Raw genomic sequence first — 20672 nt, forward strand, 5'->3', positions numbered from 1 at the left:
GGGCCATTTCAATGGCCCGTTTTTCCATATGCAACTGTTCTGGGTGTCATCAGATATGGGAACTGGATAATAATCCGATTATTTGATTGGGAAGGAGGGTGAGTCCAATGTATGAGTTTACTCAAAAACTGCTGCATGAAAGCGAAGGGAAGTGTACCCAGGATGAACTGCCGGCCTGTGCTGCTGCCTGCCCCCTGCATCTGGATGGGCGGGGCTTGTGTGAAAAAGTAGCAGAGACGGATTTTACCGGAGGACGAAAGCTGGTAGAAGCGGCCTGCGTTTTTCCTCGGCTGGTGGCGCGGTATTGTGAAGCACCCTGTGCCCAGGCCTGTCTGCGGAAGGATTTTGGCGGAGGGATACAGATGCCAGGTCTGGAAGTGGCCTGCCTGACCCATGGCGCTCCCCCCAAGCCACCCCGGTTTAAAACCCGTTTAAAAAAATTAGCGGTGGCGGTGCTGGGGGATGGCATCTTCAGTCTGGCAGCTGCGGCCGAACTGGTAAAGCGGGGGTATCCGGTCACCCTGTATGGGTCTGGGGCTCATCCCCTGGAAGCGCTGGCAGATTACGCCGTGGTTTTAGACACCGAGGTTGATGCACTTTTAAAGGGGGGATTAACCTTTGTCCCTAATCAGTGTGGTGATGCTCCCTTCCCTTTGGAGGAGGAGGGATTTAAAGAAGCCGGATTCCATGCTGCCATTGTGCCCGAGGGGGGAGATGGGATGCCAAAGGTCCAGGGGAGCCTTGGGGAAAGCCTGGTCAAGGGAATCTTTGTTGGAGGTGGGACATCCAGTCTCATCAAAAAGTTGGGGGAAGCCCGGACCTGTGCCATAACGGTGGATCGCTATGTCCAGGGGGTATCCCTGGGAGAAGGCAGAGAAAAAGAAGCTCCCTTTGAAACAACCCTGCGGGTAAACACAAAATCCGTCAAAGTAGAAACGCCCATTCCATTGGATGAAGGGGCGGGTGAATCCCCGGGGGAAAAATGTGTGGCAGAGGCCAGGCGTTGTCTGAATTGTACCTGTCTGCAATGTGTCCCTGGATGCGCATATCTTCAATTTTATGACAAAGAACCCAAGAAACTGATACGGGAAATATTTAATAACCTGTCGGTGGCGATGGGATTGCGGACTGCCAACACCATGATCAACAGCTGTGCCCTTTGCGGGCAATGCGCAGTGGTCTGCCCCAATGGGTTGGATGTGGGCGCGTTATGCCACCTGGCCCGTGAAAACATGGTGGAGGTAGATAAAATGCCCGCCCGGGCCCATAGCTTTGCATTGCAGGATATGGCCTACTCCAATAGTGAAAACTACTTTCTGGTTCGCCATCAGCCAGGCTGGGAAAAAAGTGATTGGGCTTATTTTCCTGGCTGTATGCTGGGGGCGTCGGCTCCGGAGCTGCTTGAAAAGAGTTATGGAGATCTGATGGGGCGTTTAGAAGGGGGAATCGGGCTGATTCTGGGATGCTGTGGTGTGATGCTGGATTGGGCGGGGCGACCTCAAGAATACCAGGAGGCCCTGGCTAAGCTTCAGACAGCCTGGGAGGAGTTGGGGCGTCCAACGGTGATTACTGCCTGCCCCACCTGTTACCATACCCTGGGTGAAAAGACGCCAATGGCGGTACGGGGGATCTGGGAGTTTCTGGAGAATCATCCGCCTGGGATTCCTGGCAAAGGGCAAAGCCTAGTTATCCACGATGCCTGTGGGGCTCGGAAGATGCCTCTGGTGCACCAGGCCATCCGGGCCCTGGTCGAAGGGTGGGGATATCATATTGAAGAAAAAGAGATGAGCCAGGATAAAAGCAGCTGTTGTGGCTTCGGTGGCCTTTCCGGTTTTGCCAACCCATCTCTGGGAGAGGCCAGCGCCAAGCTGGCTGCGGCTCAAGGGGATCAGCCGGTACTGGCCTATTGCATCAATTGTCGGGATCGCATTAATCTGGGGGGCGGACAGGCACGGCATCTATTGGAATACATCTATGGTGATGCTCAGGAGGCAACGGCTGATTTCAGCCAGCGCCGCTATAATCGTCGTCACATTAATGAGAAACTGCGCAGAACGCTTTGGGAGGAAGACGTGGAAGAACAGACAATACCCTATCGGTTAATTATGGATGAGGGAATTCGATCCGCCATGCAGGAGCGCATGGTGCTGGAAAGCGATGTGTACGATGTGCTGGACCGGTATCGGGAAACCGGAGACTGCGTGTTGGATGCCCAGGGTATCCGGAGTACTTCCGGCCGCTTTGAAAATGTTACCTTCTGGGTCCGCTTTACTGAGGAAGGCGATGGGGCATACCGAATTCATGGGGTGTATACCCATCGGATGAAAACAGCCCTTTTATAGGAAGAAAGAGAAAAAATGGATAAATCTTATTACGAGTCCATCGACCCTGGTACGCTGGTATGCGGAAAATGCCACATCCCCATGGAAAAGGGGCCGGTTATGCTGGAATACGGTGGAAATGGCTTTCCTGTGGAGTTGCCCGTCTGTCCAAAATGCGGCTTTATTTATGTGCCGGAGGCATTGGCCATGGGAAAGATACTAAAGGTTGAAAAACAGCTGGAAGATAAATGATATTTGAAAATCATCAAATCCTCCATTGGATTAAAAAGACCGGGCTGCCGATTGGAGCTGGCATATTGGACTTAGGCTGTGGTCAGGGACAGATGGTACAGATCCTGGGGGCGGAGGGATTTCATGCCGTGGGGTTGGACTGTCGCCAGAACCATGTGCCGGAATACTGTGGGGATATGAGGGCGATACCCGAAGAGGATGAGGCGTGGGATATGGTCCTGGCTATGTGCAGCCTTTCGGTGTGTGGAGGTGTTCCCCAGGCCCTCAAGGAAATCCATCGGGTGCTGCGCCCTGGAGGGATGGCCATCATCTCCGACTTATACGCCCTTGAAGGCAGACACAGCGTTTTGCCAAAGGCTGAAGAATGGAAGATGATGGTGGCTCAGGCTGGTTTCACCCTTTGGGGTGAGGAGGACCTGACCTCGGTTTTTCGCACCTGGGTCCTCAGATCCATTTGGCAGGGTGAACGCTTATGTAATGAGGGGCTTCCCTCTGGAGTGCGGCTATCTGAATTGGGGTACGGCATTCTGATACTGAATAAAAACGAATGACAGAAAACATCTGAAAGGAGGGATCTTTGTGGATTTAATGGAGGAAATCATCGCATATGCTGAGGAGGGTTTTTATTGCAGCCAGATTATGATGCTCTTGGCATTGGGGGAGGAGGAACGGACCAATCCGGACCTTATTCGTGCCATGACCGGACTTAACGGGGGAATGGGGAACAGTGGCGGCATTTGCGGGACCCTGACCAGCGGCTGCTGTGTCATTGGCTATTTTGCGGGAAAAGGGGAACCCGATGAACTGGAAGCACCAGCGTTGGACCAAATGATTGGGGAGTATGTCCGTTGGTTTGAATCAACCGTGGGGTATCCCTATGGCGGGTGTGCGTGCTGCACCATTCTGGAGGGCGATGCCCGGAATCAGCTGACACGATGCCCGGGAATCCTTAAGATGGCCTATGAAAAAATTACCGAAATCCTTACAAAAAGTGGGGTGGTTTAAATGGCTATTTATATGAACAATGCGGCGACTTCCTGGCCCAAGCCCCCTGGTGTGGCCCAGGCCATGTATGAGAGCATCATCGCATTGCCGGGAGCGGCAAACCGAGGGGGACTGTCGGCCTTCAATCTGCCGGGGATGGTTCGGGAGGCTCTGGCTCGGGTGCTGGGGGTAACCCATCCCGCCCAGGTGGTGCTGACGGCCAATGCCACCCATGCCCTCAATCTGGCCATTTTTGGCATGGCCCTTCCCCGGGGTGCGGTAGTCCTAACCACGATGGCAGAACATAATTCAGTACTGCGGCCATTGTACACCCGCAGCCAGAAGGATGGGATTCGACGGGTTTTAGTTCGGACGGATTACCAGGGGCGGGTTTCCCTTAGGGATTGGCGGGCTGCTCTGGAAGCTCATCATCCGGCGATGGTGGTGTTTACCCATGCATCCAATGTTACCGGTGCCGTCAATGAGGTTTCGGAGCTAGCGGCCCTGGCCCGTGGAGCAGGAGCCGTTACCCTGCTGGATGCCTCCCAGACCGCCGGATGGATACCTGTTAAGGCAGAGGCCTGGGGTATGGACATGGTGGCCGTCACTGGGCATAAATACCTGTTAGGGCCCCAGGGAACCGGGGCCCTGTATGTGGCACCGGGGCTGGCACTGCATCCCCACTTGGTGGGCGGTACCGGCATCCATAGTGATGAGGAAGAAATGCCCCAAGAAATGCCCCTGCACTTAGAAGCGGGGACACCTGCTGAGCCAGCCTTGGCCGGATTATTGGCGGCCCTATGCTGGGCAGAGGCCAATCCCCTGGATTTAAAGACAGAGAATGAAAAAATAGTCCTTACCCAGACCCTCCTGGAGGAGGCTGGTGCCGAAGTCGTGGCGGTGCAGGGCGAGCGGATGCCGGTAATCTCCTTTATGGTGCCGGGGTATTCGGCCGAAGAGGCTGGGGATATCCTTAGCATGGCCGATGATATCCATTTGCGGACGGGGCTCCACTGTGCCCCGTTGGTATTCGCCGGACTACCTGGGCTTGCCCATAAGGAAACGATTCGAATCAGCCTGTCCCGATTTACCACAGAGGCAGAAATACGGGAGCTGGCCCAGGCTGTCCAGGCGGTTGCCCATGTTAGAGTTTAATTGTGCCAAGGTCGATAATTGCTTTGTCGATGCCCAAACCTATGAATATCAGACCCCGATTTCCAATGAACGGCTGATTTTGGCAATGGCGGACCATGGAATTTCCGTAGAGGTCAATCGTCAGTTTCGGAGACCCATTTTTAAAGGCACCTTAGAGGATGGGACCCGGTTCAAGGGAATTCTGGCTGGGGATATTCAGAAGGTCAGTTTTCCAAAGGATCAATGGCAGGCGGCAAAGATGGCCTATGAAGCATTGCTGGGGAAATTGCTGGAAGGAGAGGAGTAGAAAATGTGCGAAAAAGTGTGGGAAATGGAAACAGAAAGCGTGTGTCCCATCTGTTTAAAAAGAATACCTGGGAAAAAGCATCAGGGCAATGCCGGAATTTTTATGGAAAAGAAATGTCCAGAGCATGGAGAATTTAAAACCCTGATTTGGCGGGATACGGCGGATCACTACAGGGGCTGGAATACCCAGCGATGCTCTGGGGCAGAAACCGAAGCCGATACTCCTTGTCCAGAGGGCTGTAGCCATTGCAGGGCACATCGACAGGAAATCTGCTGTGTCCTGCTGGAGCTAACCAATGCCTGTAATCTGAACTGTCCGATCTGCTTTGCCCAGGCGGGTGAGGGCAGAATCTGGAGCCTGTCCATGGAGGATATCGAAAAGCGCTACGCTTATATGTTGGATAATGGGGGACCCTACAATATTCAGCTTTCGGGAGGAGAGCCGACACTGAGGGATGATCTGCCTGAAATCATCGCTCTGGGACGGCGCATGGGCTTCGATTATTTTCAGCTCAATACCAATGGTCTGCGTCTGGCAGAGGACTACGACTACCTTTTAGCCCTGAAAGAGGCGGGCCTGACCTGCATTTATCTCCAATTCGATGGAGTAACAGAGGAGCCCTACCGCCATCTCCGGGGACGTTCCCTGCTCCATATTAAGGAACAAGTCATTGAGAACGCTCGCCGTGCTCAAATGGGGGTTGTACTGGTGCCCACCGTGATCCGGGGCGTTAATCTGGATCAGGTGGGGGCTATTCTAAAATATGCCCTGATTAACCAGCCTGTGGTGCGCTGTGTACATTTTCAGCCCGCCAGCCACTTCGGCCGCTTCGATGTCGACGCCCCGGGCCTGCCCCTGACCATTCCAGAGCTTCTGCGTAATATCGAGCGCCAGACCGGAGGTCAGATGAAGAGCGGGGATTTTAGCGGCGGCGGGGCGGAAAATCCATATTGCTCCTTCCACACCCGGTATATCAAAGAAAAAGACGGCTGCTTGAAAGTCATTAAAGGGGAGGGGGGATGCTGCTCCTCCAGCCAATCCCAGGACTATGTGAAAATGCGGTGGGCTTGGCCTGAAGTCCCTAAAGGCTGCTGCGAAACGGAGGGGGATGCCCTGGATTCCTTTCTTTACGACATGGCCTACCACAGTCTGGCGGTGTCCGGGATGGCTTTTCAGGATTGTGAAAATCTGGAATTGTCCCGGCTTCAGAAGTGCTACATCGCTGTGGCCCAGGAGGATGCCCTTATACCTTTTTGTGCCTATCATCTGACCAACCGCAGGGGAGAAGGGCTTTATCCATGAGTGGGCCCCTGTCCCGGGTGGACCGATTGCTCCAGGAAAAATGGGGCGTACAGTCCCTGGACCGCAGGATCATCCAAAGCCATCAGCTGGAAGCTCTGAATCAACGCCTGCGCCAATATCATGGGGCCGGGATTCCTGGATATCCTCAACAAATCAATGGTTTGGAAGCCCTTTCGGATTTACCGATAATGGATCCGGCCAAGCTTGCAGTCCTGACCCCTAGCGTTTTGGGGATTTCCCAGCGATGGGTGGCGAAGATATCTACATTGAAGACCTCCGGCACCACGGGCCCAAGTAAACGCCTGTTTTTCAGCAGGGGTGATTTAGAAGAAACCCGTCATTTTTTCCAGGCAGGAATGCAGGAGGTCATCGGACCTGGGGATGTGGTCCTCATCGCCATGCCCGGTGTCCGGGAGGAAAGCCTTGCAGGTTTGATCTGCGGGGCGCTTTTCACATTTGGGGCTCGGGGGATCGTGCTGCCAGCTAATCTTTGCATTGACGCAGCGTGCCGCTACGGGGCAAGCCATGGGGTGACCAAGGCGATTGCGGCCCCCAATTTCCTCCTTGGCCTGTTACGTTACGCTAAAAGCCGCCGAATTCCCTTGGCTATAAATGGGGCGATTTTAAGCTCAGACCATTGTCACCCGGTGGTGGTGCAGAGGCTCCAGGAAGAGCAGGGCTGTCGGTGCTTTAATCATTACGCCATGATGGAGACGGGCTGTGCCGGTGCAGTAGAATGCGGAAGCCATCAGGGAATGCATATCTGGGAAGGGGGGCTTTTACTGGAAGTAGTGGACCCCTGCACCCTAAATCCCCTTCCCGATGGCGTCCAGGGTGAACTGCTCATCACCACCCTCGTAAGGCAGATCCAGCCCCTGCTGCGCTACCGTACCGGAGATCTTGGCAGGATGACCCATCACCCCTGCTCCTGCGGCGGAGCAACGGCCAGACTCTGGGATGTCATTCGCGCCGAAGGCCAGTGTACCTTTGGAAAGTGGAATGGGATTTTATTTGGCGATGCCCAAGTGGTGGATTATGAGGTGACACAAAAGAATGGCGAACTGAAAATAAAAATAATTACGATCGCTGGATGGATTGAAAAAAGCACTGCGGATGCCTTGAGGGAAGTGGCTCCTGGTGGAGGGATCACCCTTTGTTCGATTCAAGGGAATGACCGGCTCATTGGAGGAAAGCAAAGGGTGACAGATGAAAAGGCATTGGCGGCGTCACTAAAGTAGGGTAGAATAGGACACAATGAAACCATAATCAAAGAAGGGGCTGTAATGACTTTAAATCAATTGAACTATTTTGTAGAAGTGGTTAAACAGAGTAATTTTACCCGGGCAGCAGAAAAGCTTTATGTCAGCCAATCCACCCTGAGCAAGTCCATCCGGGCGGTGGAGCGGGAGGTCGAGATGGAGCTGATCAATCGCCAGGCTAAAGAATTTGCGTTGACCCCAGAAGGACAGATTTTTTACGATTATGCCCAGCGTATCCTCGATTTTTATGACGAGCAGACCACCGCATTATATGAACGTCTCCGCAGGACACCGGGAAGTTTGCATCTGGGGATGCCGCCAACTGCCGGAACCATCTATTTTTTTCCACTGCTTTACGATTATCGGAAGCTGTATCCCGCGGTGGATCTGAAAATCACAGAGATGACCTCCAAATCCGTTCAGCAGCTGGTCCACGAAGGTACCCTGGACATCGGTGTGGTTATTGAGCCCTTTTTCGATGATAAGATGGTTACCCAAACCGTCTATACCTCTGAGGCTGTTTTGGTTGTGTCCAAAGATCACCCCCTGGCCAATCGGCGTTCGGTGGATTCGGCCGATCTGGCCCAGGAGCAATTCCTTATGGTTTCCCGGGATTATATGTATTACGATGTGGTGATTGACCATTGCAAAGCGGCGGGCTACACCCCCAATATTACCTTTGAAAGCTCCCAATGGGATCTGATTTTAGAGATGGTGGCCGCGGGACAGGGCATCAGTATTCTCCCCAAACCCTTAGTGGATAAGCTATACAGCAAGCGGGTCCGTCAGATCCATCTGAAAAATCCAACCTTCCCCTGGGCCCTCACCCTGGTATACCGAAGGGATAAAGTCCTCACCGAGCCCATGAAGGATTTTCTGGCTCTGTGTGAAGAAGGCGGAGGGCGGTAGGGAAAGCTCTCTATCAGGCGCGGCGCGCAGCGAAGTAGTTGCACCGATGTCCGTCCACTTTGGTTCGCCCCACAAAATGAGGCTGTCCGTGGATTGTATGCCAGGCATTGCGACCTTGAGGCGAACAGGCGTAGCCTGTACGACGAGCGGGAGCATGATTGTTATACAATCCGCGAACAGCCGCCCCATGGCCAGTATACTTCGCGGCGAACCTTTCGCTCGCGGCCACTCATCCCAGAACGCCATCCGCGTTCTTTTTTTGTGGCCCAGAGCGATGAATTCAATTCATGGCAGAATGAAATACAACCATTTTTCTTTTCTCCCGGACCATGCTAAGATGAGGTTAGAAAATCGCAATGGCCATCGCGAACAAGCAGTACAGAAAGGGAGTATATTATGGAGAATCAAATTAGCAAAGCCTCCACATCGAGGGCGGTTATCATTGAGTTCGTGATGTTTTTTACCTACGCATTCTTTGCCGTGAACTGGATTGCGGGGAGTACGCTGACACCGCAAATTATGGAATTCTTTAATCTTAAAACCTTTGCCTCCGCCACCTTCATTTCCAACGCCATCACCCTGGCGAAAATCATTGGGAATTTCCTGGCAGCGGGCATTCTGGCCAAGCTTTTCCCCAAAAAGGCCATCGGCCTGGGGTCCCTCCTCATCGTAGCAGGGAGTGTACTGGCCATCTTCGCACCCCAGTATTGGCTCTTTATCCTCGGACGCTTTGTCATGGGATTTGGGGGCGCACTGTATGTGGTGTATTTCAGTCCCGTGGTCATTCACTATTTCAGTCCGGAAAAACGTCCCGCGGTCAATGCCCTGAACGGGGTCGCCTACAATGTAGGGGGCGTCATCGCCATGGTTATTGTCGGACCCGTCATTGTCTGGCTAAAAACCTGGCAGTATAGCATGGGCTTCTTCGCCATTATCAGTGCCATTCTGCTTGTCATCTGGCCCATCATCGGTCAGGACTTCGACTTAAACAGCGGAGCCGGGAAGGAGCAGGCGCCCTATGGGATGAAAGATGCCCTTAAAGAAAGAATCAATTGGTTGCTGCCCTTTACGTATTCTGGGCTTTTAACCTTTTACATCGTCATGCTCAATATCTTCCCCATCTCCGGGGTAACGGTCATTGATGCCAAAACCTTAAGTGTTTTAGTAGCCGTGGGAGGGATTGTAGGTTCCTTAATGGCCATCGCCCTGGCAAAGGTTTATTTCAGGCGGCTCCCGGTGATCCGGTACAGTGGTCTGGCCCTTACCCTCTTTGGGTTATTGATGCTGATTACCAATAATGGCATCATCTCAGCGGTGGCGGCCTTCTGTGCAGGGGTGTGTATCTTCCTGCCGGTGACCTCCCTGGTGCTCATTCCTCAGGAGCTGCCAGGCATGACCCCCGGAAAGCTCACGGTGATTATGGGGCTGTTCTGGGCCATCTCGTATATTATAGAAACCATCGCCTATTTTGCCATTGGCCTGGCCATTGACAGCTTCGGCTATACAACGGGCTTATACATCGCCCTGGCCTTGAGTCTGACCTTCTTTGTCGGTTCCTTCCTTTTACCGGAAACCGGGAAGAAGAAAGCATAAGTGTGTGAATAGAGAACGAAAAGGAGATCAAACACGATGAAATCTTACAAAACCATGTATGACGAGAAAAAGATGACGGCTGAGGAGGCCCTGGAGCTCATTCAGGACGGTGATTATCTGTTTTCAGCCCAGGCTGCCGGAGAGCCGGCAGCCATTTTATCCAAGCTTCAGCATTTAAAAGAAACTGGGGTCAAGGGAACCACCCTGAACACCTGTTTGCCCCTTCAGTATTACGATGCCTTTAAGGACCCTGAGATGCCTGGGATTATGGATCACAACGGCTGGTTTTTCAGCGGCGGCCTCCGGGATGCCCATCAGCATAAAATGGTGAGCTGCGTTCCCCAAAGCTCCACCTCCATCCTGCGCAAGACCCTCCAGCGCTTGGCCTATGAAAAGCGTCGGCCTGTGGTGCTGGCCACAGTATCTCCCATGGATGATCACGGCTATCTGTCCCTGTCCATCAGCGCTATCTACGAGCGGGACCTCATTAATCAAGGGGCGCTGACCATCTTAGAAGTCAATCCCAACTTTCCCCGGACCTTTGGGGATACCCAGGTGCATATTTCAGAGGTGGATGCCCTGGTGGAATCCGATCGGCCCATCCCCATCAGTAATCCAGCACCCTATACGGATGTGGATGCCGCCATTGGCAAGCATGTCGCCTCTTTGGTAGAGGATGGTTCCACCATTCAGCTGGGTATTGGCAATATCCCCAATGCCGTCGCCGCCGAATTGAAAAATAAAAAGCATTTGGGTATCCATACTGAGATGTTTACTGAATCCATGGTGGACCTTATTGAATGCGGTGCCGTGGATAACTCCTGCAAGGGTCAGCTCGATGGGTATTCCGTGTGCTCCTTTACCATGGGTACCCAGCGCCTGTACGATTACGTCAATGATAATCCGGCCGTCCTCTTTAAGTCCTGTACCTTTACCAATGATCCCTATACCATTGGGAAGAACAAAAAATTTGTCTCCGTCAATGCGTCCTTAGAAGTTGACCTGACCGGACAATGTGCCTCGGAAACCGTGGGCTATCATCAATGGTCCGGGACCGGCGGGCAGTCGGAAACCGTTCAGGGATCGCAGATGTCTGAAGGGGGAAAATCCATTATCGCCATGCACGCCACTTACACCACTTTGGATGAAGAGGGGAACCCCGTCCTCCACTCCAAAATCGTCCCCTTCCTCCATGAAGGCGCCGTGGTGACGACCTCCCGAAACGATACTGATTATGTGGTGACAGAGTATGGTATCGCCTGGCTCCGAGGCCTGAATGTCAAACAACGGGCAGAAGCCCTCATTAACATCGCCCACCCCGATTTCAGGGAGGGATTGCGAAAACAAGCGGAAGAATATGAAATTTGGTAAATTCTAAGCAGGGAAATCCCCTGCTTTTCTTTTTTTAAGGGCAGTTTTAAACCAAATGAAATTCTTGGGCAAATGAACCGATTCCTTCAAATGAAAAAACAGACAATTTGGATAAACCGTCCATGGCATTTCGGGAAAAGAATAGTTATAATAAAAAAATCGGATGTAATCCATGTAAATATGTAAGTGTGTGTAAACTCTTTTTATTACGGGTAAAAAGAGATATAATGACAATCAATATAGTTTTTTTAAAAGAATTGGGTATACATGAACATCTATTATAAAGAGTGTCATTAATAATAATAGGAAAAACCTTAAGAGCGACTGCGTAGAATTGTATTCTGGAAAATTAAAGTAAACACTAAAAAAGAAGAATGTATAACCTTTTCAACAGAAAATTATCTTGTTATTATCTTGACAAACTCCCAAAATGTGCTAGTATTGTTATATATTTAACAGACGGTCCCACGAGCATTCGGTTCGTCTGTCAAAATAAAAAAATAATCACAAAGTAATGTGAGATTTAATGGAGGGTATCAAAGTGGCAAAAGAAGTTGTATTAGCCGGCGCTTGCCGTACCGCTATTGGTAGTTTTGGGGGAAGCCTGAAGGGTGTACCCGTTGCAGAACTGGGAACCATCGTTATCAAGGAAGCAATGAAACGTGCAGGCATCAAGCCGGAAGACGTCGATGAAGTCCTCATGGGCTGCGTGCTTCAGGCAGCACAGGGACAAAGCGTCGCCCGTCAGTCTGCTGTCAACGCTGGAATTCCAGTGGAAGTACCTGCTTTAACCATGAATAATCTGTGTGGCTCTGGGCTGAAATGTATCAACCTGGCTGCTACTATGATCCAGAACGGCGAAGCGGATGTCATTATCGCCGGTGGGATGGAAAATATGTCGGCAGCACCCTACGCTGTGCCCCAGGGCCGTTACGGCTACAGAATGGGCGATGGCCAGTTCGTCGATACCATGATCAAAGATGGTTTGACCGATGCCTTCAACAATTATCACATGGGTGTCACCGCTGAAAATGTTGCTGAAAAATACGGCATCACCCGGGAAATGCAGGATGAATTTGCCGCCAACAGCCAGCAGAAATGCGAAGCTGCCCAGGCCGCTGGCAAATTCGACGATGAAATCGTCCCTGTTCCGGTTAAAGTAAAAAGAGATATCGTCGAATTCAAGGTTGATGAATTCCCGAGAAAAGGCGTTACTGCAGAAGGCTTATCCAAGCTGAAACCTTGCTTTAAGAAAGACGGTACAGTTACCGCTGCTTCCGCTTCTGGAATTAATGATGGGGCTGCTGCTATCGTCGTGATGTCTGCTGAAAAAGCAAAAGAACTGGGCGTGAAACCCTTAGCCCGTTTCGTCGTTGGCGCATCCGCTGGCTGCGATCCGTCCATCATGGGTGCTGGCCCCATCTTCTCCAGCCGTAAAGCCTTTGAAAAATCTGGCCTGACCATTGACGATATGGACCTGGTCGAAGCTAACGAAGCCTTTGCTGCACAGTCCTGTGCTGTTGGTCAGGAACTGGGAATTCCCGCAGAAAAGCTTAACGTTAATGGCGGCGCCATTGCCTTAGGCCATCCCGTCGGCTGCTCCGGTACCCGGATCATGGTTACCCTGCTCCACGAAATGCAGAAGACTGGGGCCAAAAAAGGCTTAGCAACCTTATGTGTTGGCGGTGGTATGGGCGTTTCCACCATCGTAGAAGCACTGTAATTCCAGATAAAAGAGGACTAAAACCATGGGTTTTGTAAAATATGAAGCAGACGGTGCGATTGCCGTCATCACTATCAATCGTGAAAAGGCATTAAATGCTCTGAATTCTGAGGTTCTGACCGATTTAGACGCCGTTATTGATGCAGTGGATTTAGATACTGTTCGCTGTCTGGTGCTCACCGGTGCAGGACAGAAATCCTTTGTGGCCGGGGCAGACATCGGCGAAATGTCAAATGATACTGTCGCCCAGGGACAAGCTCTTGCTGAAAAGGGCAATGCCGTCTTTAGAAAACTGGAAACCCTTCCCATCCCCGTCATTGCAGCTGTTAACGGCTTCGCACTGGGTGGTGGCTGTGAATTATGCATGAGCTGTGACATCCGTCTGGCTTCTGAAAATGCGCTCTTCGGCCAGCCGGAAACTGGTCTGGGGATTACCCCTGGTTTCGGTGGGACCCAGCGCCTGATGCGCCGGATTCCCGTGGGAAAGGCCAAGGAAATGATCTATGCCTGCACCAACATCAAGGCCGACGAAGCCCTTCAGTGGGGGTTAGTCAATGGCGTTTATGCAGCAGAAGAGCTGATGCCCGCTGCATTAAAGCTGGCAGGTAAAATTGCAAAGAATGCCCCCATTGCCGTACGCAATGCCAAGAAGGCTATGAACGACGGCATCGAAGTGGACATCGAAAAAGGCATTGAAATCGAATGTGACCTGTTCGGAAAATGCTTTGAAACGGCAGATCAAAAAGAAGGAATGGCCGCTTTCCTCGAAAAGAGAAAGCACGAACCTTTTAAAAACTGCTAATTTAAGTACCTTATATATAAGATACAGAAAATAGAAAGAGGGAACTCCCACCGGGGTTTCCTCTTTACAAAGAAAAAAACTAGGAGGACTCTACAATGAAAGTTGGCGTTATTGGCGCAGGGACAATGGGATCTGGTATTGCCCAGGTTTTTGCAGCTACCGATGGTTATGAAGTCGTATTGTGCGATATTAAACAGGAATTTGCCGATGGCGGAAAAGCTAAGATTGAAAAAGCATTAACCAAGCAGGTCGCAAAGGGCCGCATGGAAGAAGCTAAAAAAGATGAAATCTTAGGTAAGATTACAACTGGCTTAAGAGACAAGGTAGCAGATTGTGATCTGGTTGTTGAAGCAGTGTTAGAACAGATGGAAATGAAGCATGAGCTCTTTGGGGCCCTTCAGGAAATCTGCAAACCGGACTGTATTTTCGCTTCCAACACGTCATCCTTATCCCTTACCGAAATGAGCAAGGGCTTGGATCGCGCCGTTATTGGAATGCACTTCTTCAACCCCGTTCCGATGATGAAATTAGTCGAAGTTATCGCTGGCTACAACACCGATCAGGAAACCGTTGATAAAATCTTTGAAATTTCCAAGGAAATCGGAAAAACCCCTGTACAGGTTCAGGAAGCAGCTGGCTTTGCCGTCAACCGAATTCTGGTCCCCATGATCAACGAAGCCATCGGCGTTTATGCTGCTGGCACCGCTTCTGTCGAAGATATCGATACCGCCATGAAGCTGGGCTGTAACCATCCCATGGGACCTCTGGCCCTAGGCGATTTAATTGGTCTGGATGTCGTTTTAGCCATTATGGATGTACTCCAGGCTGAAACTGGACAGGATAAATACGCTGCGGAACCCCTTCTGAGAAAGATGGTTCGCGGTGGAGCACTTGGTATGAAGACCGGTAAGGGCTTCTACGATTACAGCAAATAAAAAGTCTTTAACAGGCATGGGCTGATGCGGCAATGCCGGCTGCACAGCCGATGCCTTTATCTGTCTCCAAGTGGGGATGTTAAAGAAAAATTTAGGAGGAACAGTATGGATTTCAAACTGAGCAAAGAACATGAGATGCTGCGGACCATGTACCGTGAATTCGCAGAAACTGAAGTCAAGCCCATTGCCCAGGAAGTCGATGAAATGGAACGCTTCCCGGTCGAAACGGTAGAAAAAATGCAAAAATCTGGCATGATGTCAATCCCCTTCTCAAAAGAAGTGGGTGGCCAGGGCTGCGATACCTTAGCCTACATCATGTGTGTTGAAGAAATGTCCCGGGTCTGTGGTACCACCGGCGTCATCGTCTCCTGTCACACATCCCTGGGAACCGATCCCGTTTTAAAATGGGGATCTCCCGAAGTCATTGAAAAATATGGTAAGCCCCTGGCCCAGGGTAAACTTTTGGGAGCCTTCGGATTAACCGAACCTGGTGCCGGTACAGACGCCGCCGGTCAGCAGACCAAGGCCGTTAAGGATGGGGATAATTACATCATCAACGGTTCCAAAATCTTCATCACCAACGGTGGCTACGCCGACACCTATGTTGTCATGGCCATGACCGACAAAAGTAAGGGGACCAAAGGCATCTCCGCCTTCTTAGTTCCCGCTGACACCCCGGGCTTTTCCATTGGGACCAAAGAAAAGAAAATGGGGATCCGCGGGTCCTCCACCACCGAGCTCATCTTTGAAGACGTCGTCGTTCCCGCTAGCTATATGCTGGGCAAAGAAGGCAAGGGCTTCGGTCTTGCTATGAAAACCCTGGATGGCGGCCGAATCGGTATCGCTGCACAGGCCCTGGGCCTGGCACAGGGTGCCTTAGACGAAACCATCGCCTATGTCAAAGAACGGAAACAATTTGGTCGTTCCATTGCTAAATTCCAGAACACCCAATTCCAACTGGCTGATATGTACGCTAAAATCGAAGCCGCCCGTAACCTGGTTTACAAGGCTGCTATTGCAAAAGACACCCAGAAGAGCTTCTCCGTCGAAGCCGCAACCGCAAAACTCTTCGCCGCAGAAGTTGCCATGGATGTTACTACCCGCTGCGTACAGCTCTTCGGCGGCTACGGCTACACCCGTGATTATCCCGTTGAACGGATGATGCGTGATGCCAAAATCACCGAAATCTATGAAGGTACCAGCGAAGTCCAGCGTATGGTCATCTCTGGCGCTATTCTCTAGGAAGACAGGAGGAAAAACACGTGAATATAGTAGTATGTGTCAAACAAGTACCGGATACCAACGAAGTCAAGCTGGATCCAGTAAAAGGGACATTGATCCGTGAAGGCGTCCCCAGCATCATGAACCCCGATGACAAGGCTGGCTTGGAAGCCGCCCTTCAGATTAAAGATGCAACCGGTGCCCACATTACTGTGGTCTCCATGGGCCCCCCCCAAGCCGATGACGTTCTCCGTGAAGCGCTGGCTATGGGAGCAGACGAAGCTATTCTGGTAACTGACCGTGCCTTTGGTGGTGCGGATACCTGGGCGACATCCACCACCATTGCTGCCGCCATTGCTAAACTGGATTACGACCTCATCATCACTGGCCGTCAGGCGATTGATGGAGACACCGCACAGGTTGGTCCACAGATTGCAGAACACTTGAACCTACCCAATGTCAGCTATGCTGAAGACATTCAGGTGGATGGGGATTCTGTGGTCATTAAGCGTCAGTATGAAGATCGCTACCACAGTGTCAAGGTAAAAATGCCTTGCCTGATCACCGCTTTAGGCGAAATGAACACCCCCCGTTATATGACCCCCGGTGGCATTTTTGATGCCTATCGTGAAAAAGAAGTCCAGATCTGGACCCAGGAAACCGTCCAGGCCGACGTTGATAACATCGGGCTGAAAGGCTCTCCAACCCGAGTCTTTAAATCCTTCCCCAAGGCATTAAAAGAACCTGGCACCGTTGTTCAGCTTGACCCACAGGAATCCGCTGATTTCATCGTGGAAAAACTGAAAGAAAAATTCATTATATAGGAAAGGGTGAGAATAGATGAGTATTCAAGATTATAAAGGTGTATTCACCTTCGTACAGCAAGTAGATAATGAAATTACCCCCGTTTCCTATGAATTAATCGGAAAGGGTAAAGAACTGGCTGCTGATCTCGGAACCGAAGTGACCGCTGTTGTCCTTGGCTCTGGTGTTACCGCAATGGCTGATGATTTAGCAAAGCATGGTGCAGACCGTGTGATTGTTGTTGATGATCCTGCACTGGATGTCTATACCACAGAACCTTATGTTCATGCTTTTGTGGAAATTATCAATAAATACAAACCAGAAATCTGCCTCTTTGGCGCAACTGCCATCGGCCGTGATATGGCACCCCGGGTTTCTGCCCGCGTCCACACCGGCTTAACCGCAGACTGTACAAAGCTGGAAATCAACCCTGAAGACAAGGGCCTCATGATGACCCGTCCCGCCTTTGGTGGGAACATCATGGCGACCATCCTCTGCCCGGAACACCGTCCGCAGATGTCCACTGTCCGTCCTGGGGTTATGCAGAAAGCACCCCTTGATGAAAACGCCAAAGCAGATGTTATTGTTGAAGAAATTGCTGATTTAGCTGCGCACAAAAACGTTGAAATCCTGGATATTGTTAAAACCGTATCCGAAAAAATGGATATCGCAGATGCTAACATTTTGGTATCTGGTGGTCGTGGAATGGGCTGTCCTGAAAACTTCAGCATGTTAGAAGATTTAGCGGATGTTTTAGGCGGTACCGTGGCATCTTCCCGTGCCTGTGTTGACGCCGGCTGGGTCGAAAAAGGCATTCAGGTCGGACAGACCGGGAAAACCGTTCGCCCCAACCTGTACATTGCCTGTGGGATTTCCGGCGCAATCCAGCATTTAGCTGGGATGGAAGAATCTGACATCATCGTCGCTATCAATAAAGACGAAACCGCACCCATCTTCAACGCTGCTGATTACGGCGTCGTTGGTGATGTCTGCAAAATCGTACCGCTTCTGACGGAAGCGCTAAAAAAGGAAAGAGCTGCTAAATAATAAAGTAGGGCTTTCATTAATATTACCTAACGTAAAAGACCGTGCCCCTTAAGCACGGTCTTTTACATTTTCCAATTCCAATTGATCCCGCATGGCATAGACGGCACAAGCTTCATCGTAAAACTGAATCCGGTGCTCCACAATTTCCAAATTCTTTTCCAGTTCAGCAATTTTCTTCATTAAGGCCACCCGATGGTCAATAAAAATCTGACGTCGCTCAGATAGGGTGGATGTTCCTTTCATAAATAAATCGATATAATATTTAATCTCCTTGAGGGGCATTCCCGTATCCTTTAAGCAGCAAATGGTTTGGATCCATTCAATATCTGAATCCGTAAAGATACGGTTACCCGTTTCTGTCCGTCCCACCATGGGAAGTAATCCAGATTTGTCATAAAAGCGTAGGGTGTGGATACTCAAGCCCGTTCGTTCAGATGCTTCTTTAATGGTATAGTCCATGGGTTCTCCTTTTGCAAATCCTAAAGTCACCTTTAGTTTATGCGAGAAATGTTAAACGTAGCTTAAATAAAAGAGAGAAGGAGAGGAACAGGGCTACCAAATCCTAGAGTAAACTCTAGGATTGGGCATAAAACTTAATCAGAGCTTAAGTTAATGGCGAAGAATGCCCCGAGAAGCCAGAGGACATGAAGACTTGGAAAGTTAGGTATACCGTCCTATCGAAATGTAATTTAGTGTAATTATAAACTAATGTGAAAATAATTGAAAAATCCCTTGCGCTAGAGTAGGCTTTAGGGGGTATACTAAACACAAGTTAAAAAACAAGAAACAAATAAAACAAATGAGTTAAACAGAAAGAAGGTAATCGTGATGATGTACTACAATCCTATTCGTAAAATTTTAGAAAAAGCATCCAAGGCTAACTAATTTAAGCCCAGGTCAATAAAAGTTTCCATTTAAAATAGAAGAGGTTATGATGATGAATGTTTATGCCAGCCCATTAAATACATTGTTAGAAGAAGTCAAGACCCTGCGTAAAGAAGTGGATGCTCTGAAACAGAGTGCCGCTGTGGAAAAAAGAGAACAAGCATAAGGAGGAACCTGAAATGCATGGTATGTATTATAATCCCGTTGAAGAACTGTTAAAAGAAATCAAGGCTCTGAAGAGTGAAATTAAAGAATTAAAGCAGGCGTAAGCGCCTGCTTATTTAAAAGTCCCCTCCAATTCTTTATTGGAGGGGACTTTTTTACGTGGGATTGGGAGTTCTGTTGAAATAATATTAAGAATCTGTTAAAATTTAATTATATTTAATGAAAGGAAGGTATGGTATGGTATGAACGAATTCTTGGAAAGAATTTTCCACCTCAGTAAAAACAACACCAACGTGAAGACTGAATTGATTGCCGGATTCACCACCTTTATGGGGATGGCTTACATCCTCGCAGTGAACCCCGATATCCTCAGTGCGACCGGTATGGACAAGGGTGCTGTTTTTACGGCGACTGCACTTGCTGCGGTATTTGGTACTTTGGCAATGGCCCTATTCACAAATTATCCCTTTGCATTGGCACCGGGAATGGGGGTGAATGCTTATTTTGCATACACCGTCGTCATTAAGATGGGCTACACCTGGGAAATGGCTCTGGCTGCTGTATTTATCGAAGGTCTTATTTTTATTGTCCTCAGCCTGACCAATGTCCGAGAAGCCCTCTTTAATTCGATTCCGAAAAACCTGAAGATCGCCATCACCTGTGGGATTGGGCTGTTTATTGCGATGATTGGCTTTCAAAACGCCAATATTGTGGTGAACAGTGATGCCACATTGATTACGATGTATGTCTGGAAGGGGCAGGAATCCTTCACCATGGGCCTGACCGTCGGTTTGGCAGTCCTTGGCGTCCTGACAACGGCCATTATGATGATTAAAAATATCAAAGGGGCCGTACTCTGGGGGATTATTATCACCTGGTTATTGGGGATTGTCTTCCAGTTGGCGGGTGTCTATATTCCCGCACCAGAGCTTGGACTTTATTCACTGATTCCTGATTTTTCAAATGGGATCCACGTATCGGGGATTTCTTCAACCTTCATGAAGTTTGACTTCTCAAAGGTATTGACCCTGGATTTCATTGTCGTCATCTTCGCATTCCTTTTTGTGGATCTCTTTGATACTTTGGGAACCCTCATGGGCTGCGGGATGAAAGCAGGCTTCGTCACCGAAGAGGGTAAGCTGCCAAAGATCAAAGGGGCTTTATTGGCGGATGCTGTGGCGACCTCTGTAGGCGCCGTCTTTGGAACCTCCACCACCACCACTTATGTGGAAAGCAGTCTGGGCGTAGGAGAAGGCGGACGGACCGGCCTGACGGGCTTGGTGGTTGCCATCCTCTTTGCGCTGTCCCTCCTGCTGTCACCCATTTTCCTGGCGATTCCATCCTTTGCCACTGCACCGGCCCTCATTATCGTCGGTTTCCTGATGATGCAGCAGGTCAAGGAATTGGACATGGATGAGCTCACCGAAGGCATTCCGGCATTTTTATGCCTGGCAGGGATGCCCATGCTCTACAGTATTGCTGAAGGGATTGGCGTTGGGGTTATCTCGTATGTGGCATTAAACCTGGTTGCTGGGAAGCGGGAAAAGGTCAGTTGGGTTATGGTTGCCATTGCAGTTCTGTTTGTTTGTAAGTATATCTTTATCTAAAGCGACAGAATCGGTATAAAAAAACGGGTCCCCCTGGGGAAACCCGTTTTT

General features: G+C 50.2%; 19 protein-coding genes. 18 read left to right on the forward strand and 1 reads right to left on the reverse strand.

Going from position 1 to position 20672, the window contains the following annotated elements; genetic code table 11:
* Positions 1–107 precede the first annotated feature (107 nt).
* The 17 genes from BLW33_RS05935 to BLW33_RS06015 all read left to right on the forward strand — a co-directional run bounded on the left by BLW33_RS05935 (position 108) and on the right by BLW33_RS06015 (position 17964).
* Entirely contained in the window at positions 108–2342 is a 2235-nt protein-coding gene (locus BLW33_RS05935) for a pyridine nucleotide-disulfide oxidoreductase/dicluster-binding protein (RefSeq protein ID WP_090306374.1), read from the forward strand.
* 15 nt (positions 2343–2357) lie between these two features.
* Positions 2358–2573: a DVU_1557 family redox protein gene (locus BLW33_RS05940; RefSeq protein ID WP_090306377.1), complete on the forward strand. Its 216-nt coding sequence runs from the start codon at positions 2358–2360 to the stop codon at positions 2571–2573.
* Positions 2570–3124: a class I SAM-dependent methyltransferase gene (locus tag BLW33_RS05945; protein WP_090306380.1), complete on the forward strand. Its 555-nt coding sequence runs from the start codon at positions 2570–2572 to the stop codon at positions 3122–3124. Before BLW33_RS05940 ends, BLW33_RS05945 begins: the two co-directional genes overlap by 4 nt.
* A gap of 37 nt (positions 3125–3161) precedes the next feature.
* Positions 3162–3578 carry a DVU_1555 family C-GCAxxG-C-C protein gene (locus tag BLW33_RS05950; protein ID WP_242911610.1) on the forward strand — a complete coding sequence of 139 codons (417 nt, stop codon included), beginning with the start codon at positions 3162–3164 and terminating at the stop codon, positions 3576–3578.
* On the forward strand, positions 3579–4712 hold the full coding sequence (locus BLW33_RS05955) for an aminotransferase class V-fold PLP-dependent enzyme (protein WP_090306385.1): 1134 nt from the start codon (positions 3579–3581) through the stop codon (positions 4710–4712).
* On the forward strand, positions 4699–4998 hold the full coding sequence (locus BLW33_RS05960; RefSeq protein ID WP_090306388.1) for a hypothetical protein: 300 nt from the start codon (positions 4699–4701) through the stop codon (positions 4996–4998). Before BLW33_RS05955 ends, BLW33_RS05960 begins: the two co-directional genes overlap by 14 nt.
* 3 nt (positions 4999–5001) lie before the next feature.
* Positions 5002–6300: a radical SAM (seleno)protein TrsS gene (trsS, locus tag BLW33_RS05965; protein ID WP_090306391.1), complete on the forward strand. Its 1299-nt coding sequence runs from the start codon at positions 5002–5004 to the stop codon at positions 6298–6300.
* Positions 6297–7538 carry a DVU_1553 family AMP-dependent CoA ligase gene (locus BLW33_RS05970; protein WP_090306394.1) on the forward strand — a complete coding sequence of 414 codons (1242 nt, stop codon included), beginning with the start codon at positions 6297–6299 and terminating at the stop codon, positions 7536–7538. The genes trsS and BLW33_RS05970 overlap by 4 nt, the downstream gene beginning before the upstream one ends.
* A gap of 45 nt (positions 7539–7583) precedes the next feature.
* A complete protein-coding gene (locus BLW33_RS05975; protein WP_090306397.1) occupies positions 7584–8468 on the forward strand; it encodes a LysR family transcriptional regulator in 885 nt (294 codons plus the stop codon).
* Positions 8469–8864: 396 nt separating this feature from the next.
* Positions 8865–10061, forward strand: a complete 1197-nt coding sequence (locus BLW33_RS05980; RefSeq protein ID WP_090306400.1) for an MFS transporter — start codon at positions 8865–8867, stop codon at positions 10059–10061.
* Between the two features lie 36 nt (positions 10062–10097).
* The gene (locus BLW33_RS05985; RefSeq protein ID WP_090306403.1) at positions 10098–11432 is read left to right on the forward strand and encodes an acetyl-CoA hydrolase/transferase family protein; all 1335 of its coding nucleotides are present in this window, start codon (positions 10098–10100) and stop codon (positions 11430–11432) included.
* Positions 11433–11958: 526 nt separating this feature from the next.
* Complete coding sequence (locus BLW33_RS05990; protein WP_176966638.1) at positions 11959–13155, forward strand: acetyl-CoA C-acetyltransferase; 1197 nt, start codon at positions 11959–11961, stop codon at positions 13153–13155.
* Positions 13156–13180: 25 nt separating this feature from the next.
* Entirely contained in the window at positions 13181–13957 is a 777-nt protein-coding gene (locus BLW33_RS05995; RefSeq protein ID WP_090306409.1) for an enoyl-CoA hydratase-related protein, read from the forward strand.
* Positions 13958–14052: 95 nt separating this feature from the next.
* Positions 14053–14892 carry a 3-hydroxyacyl-CoA dehydrogenase family protein gene (locus BLW33_RS06000; RefSeq protein WP_090306412.1) on the forward strand — a complete coding sequence of 280 codons (840 nt, stop codon included), beginning with the start codon at positions 14053–14055 and terminating at the stop codon, positions 14890–14892.
* A gap of 105 nt (positions 14893–14997) precedes the next feature.
* Complete coding sequence (locus BLW33_RS06005) at positions 14998–16134, forward strand: acyl-CoA dehydrogenase (protein WP_090306415.1); 1137 nt, start codon at positions 14998–15000, stop codon at positions 16132–16134.
* Positions 16135–16154: 20 nt separating this feature from the next.
* The gene (locus BLW33_RS06010) at positions 16155–16937 is read left to right on the forward strand and encodes an electron transfer flavoprotein subunit beta/FixA family protein (RefSeq protein ID WP_090242500.1); all 783 of its coding nucleotides are present in this window, start codon (positions 16155–16157) and stop codon (positions 16935–16937) included.
* Between the two features lie 16 nt (positions 16938–16953).
* Positions 16954–17964 carry an electron transfer flavoprotein subunit alpha/FixB family protein gene (locus tag BLW33_RS06015; protein ID WP_090306418.1) on the forward strand — a complete coding sequence of 337 codons (1011 nt, stop codon included), beginning with the start codon at positions 16954–16956 and terminating at the stop codon, positions 17962–17964.
* A gap of 48 nt (positions 17965–18012) precedes the next feature.
* Here the strand turns inward: BLW33_RS06015 and BLW33_RS06020 are convergent, their stop codons facing one another.
* Positions 18013–18423: a MerR family transcriptional regulator gene (locus BLW33_RS06020; protein ID WP_090242511.1), complete on the reverse strand. Its 411-nt coding sequence runs from the start codon at positions 18421–18423 to the stop codon at positions 18013–18015.
* An 833-nt stretch (positions 18424–19256) separates the two neighbouring features.
* On the opposite strand from BLW33_RS06020, the gene BLW33_RS06025 reads away from it, so the two are divergent.
* On the forward strand, positions 19257–20621 hold the full coding sequence (locus BLW33_RS06025; RefSeq protein ID WP_090306421.1) for an NCS2 family permease: 1365 nt from the start codon (positions 19257–19259) through the stop codon (positions 20619–20621).
* Positions 20622–20672: the final 51 nt, after the last annotated feature.

Source organism: Eubacterium aggregans (genome assembly GCF_900107815.1).
Lineage (GTDB): Bacteria > Bacillota > Clostridia > Eubacteriales > Eubacteriaceae > Eubacterium_O > Eubacterium_O aggregans.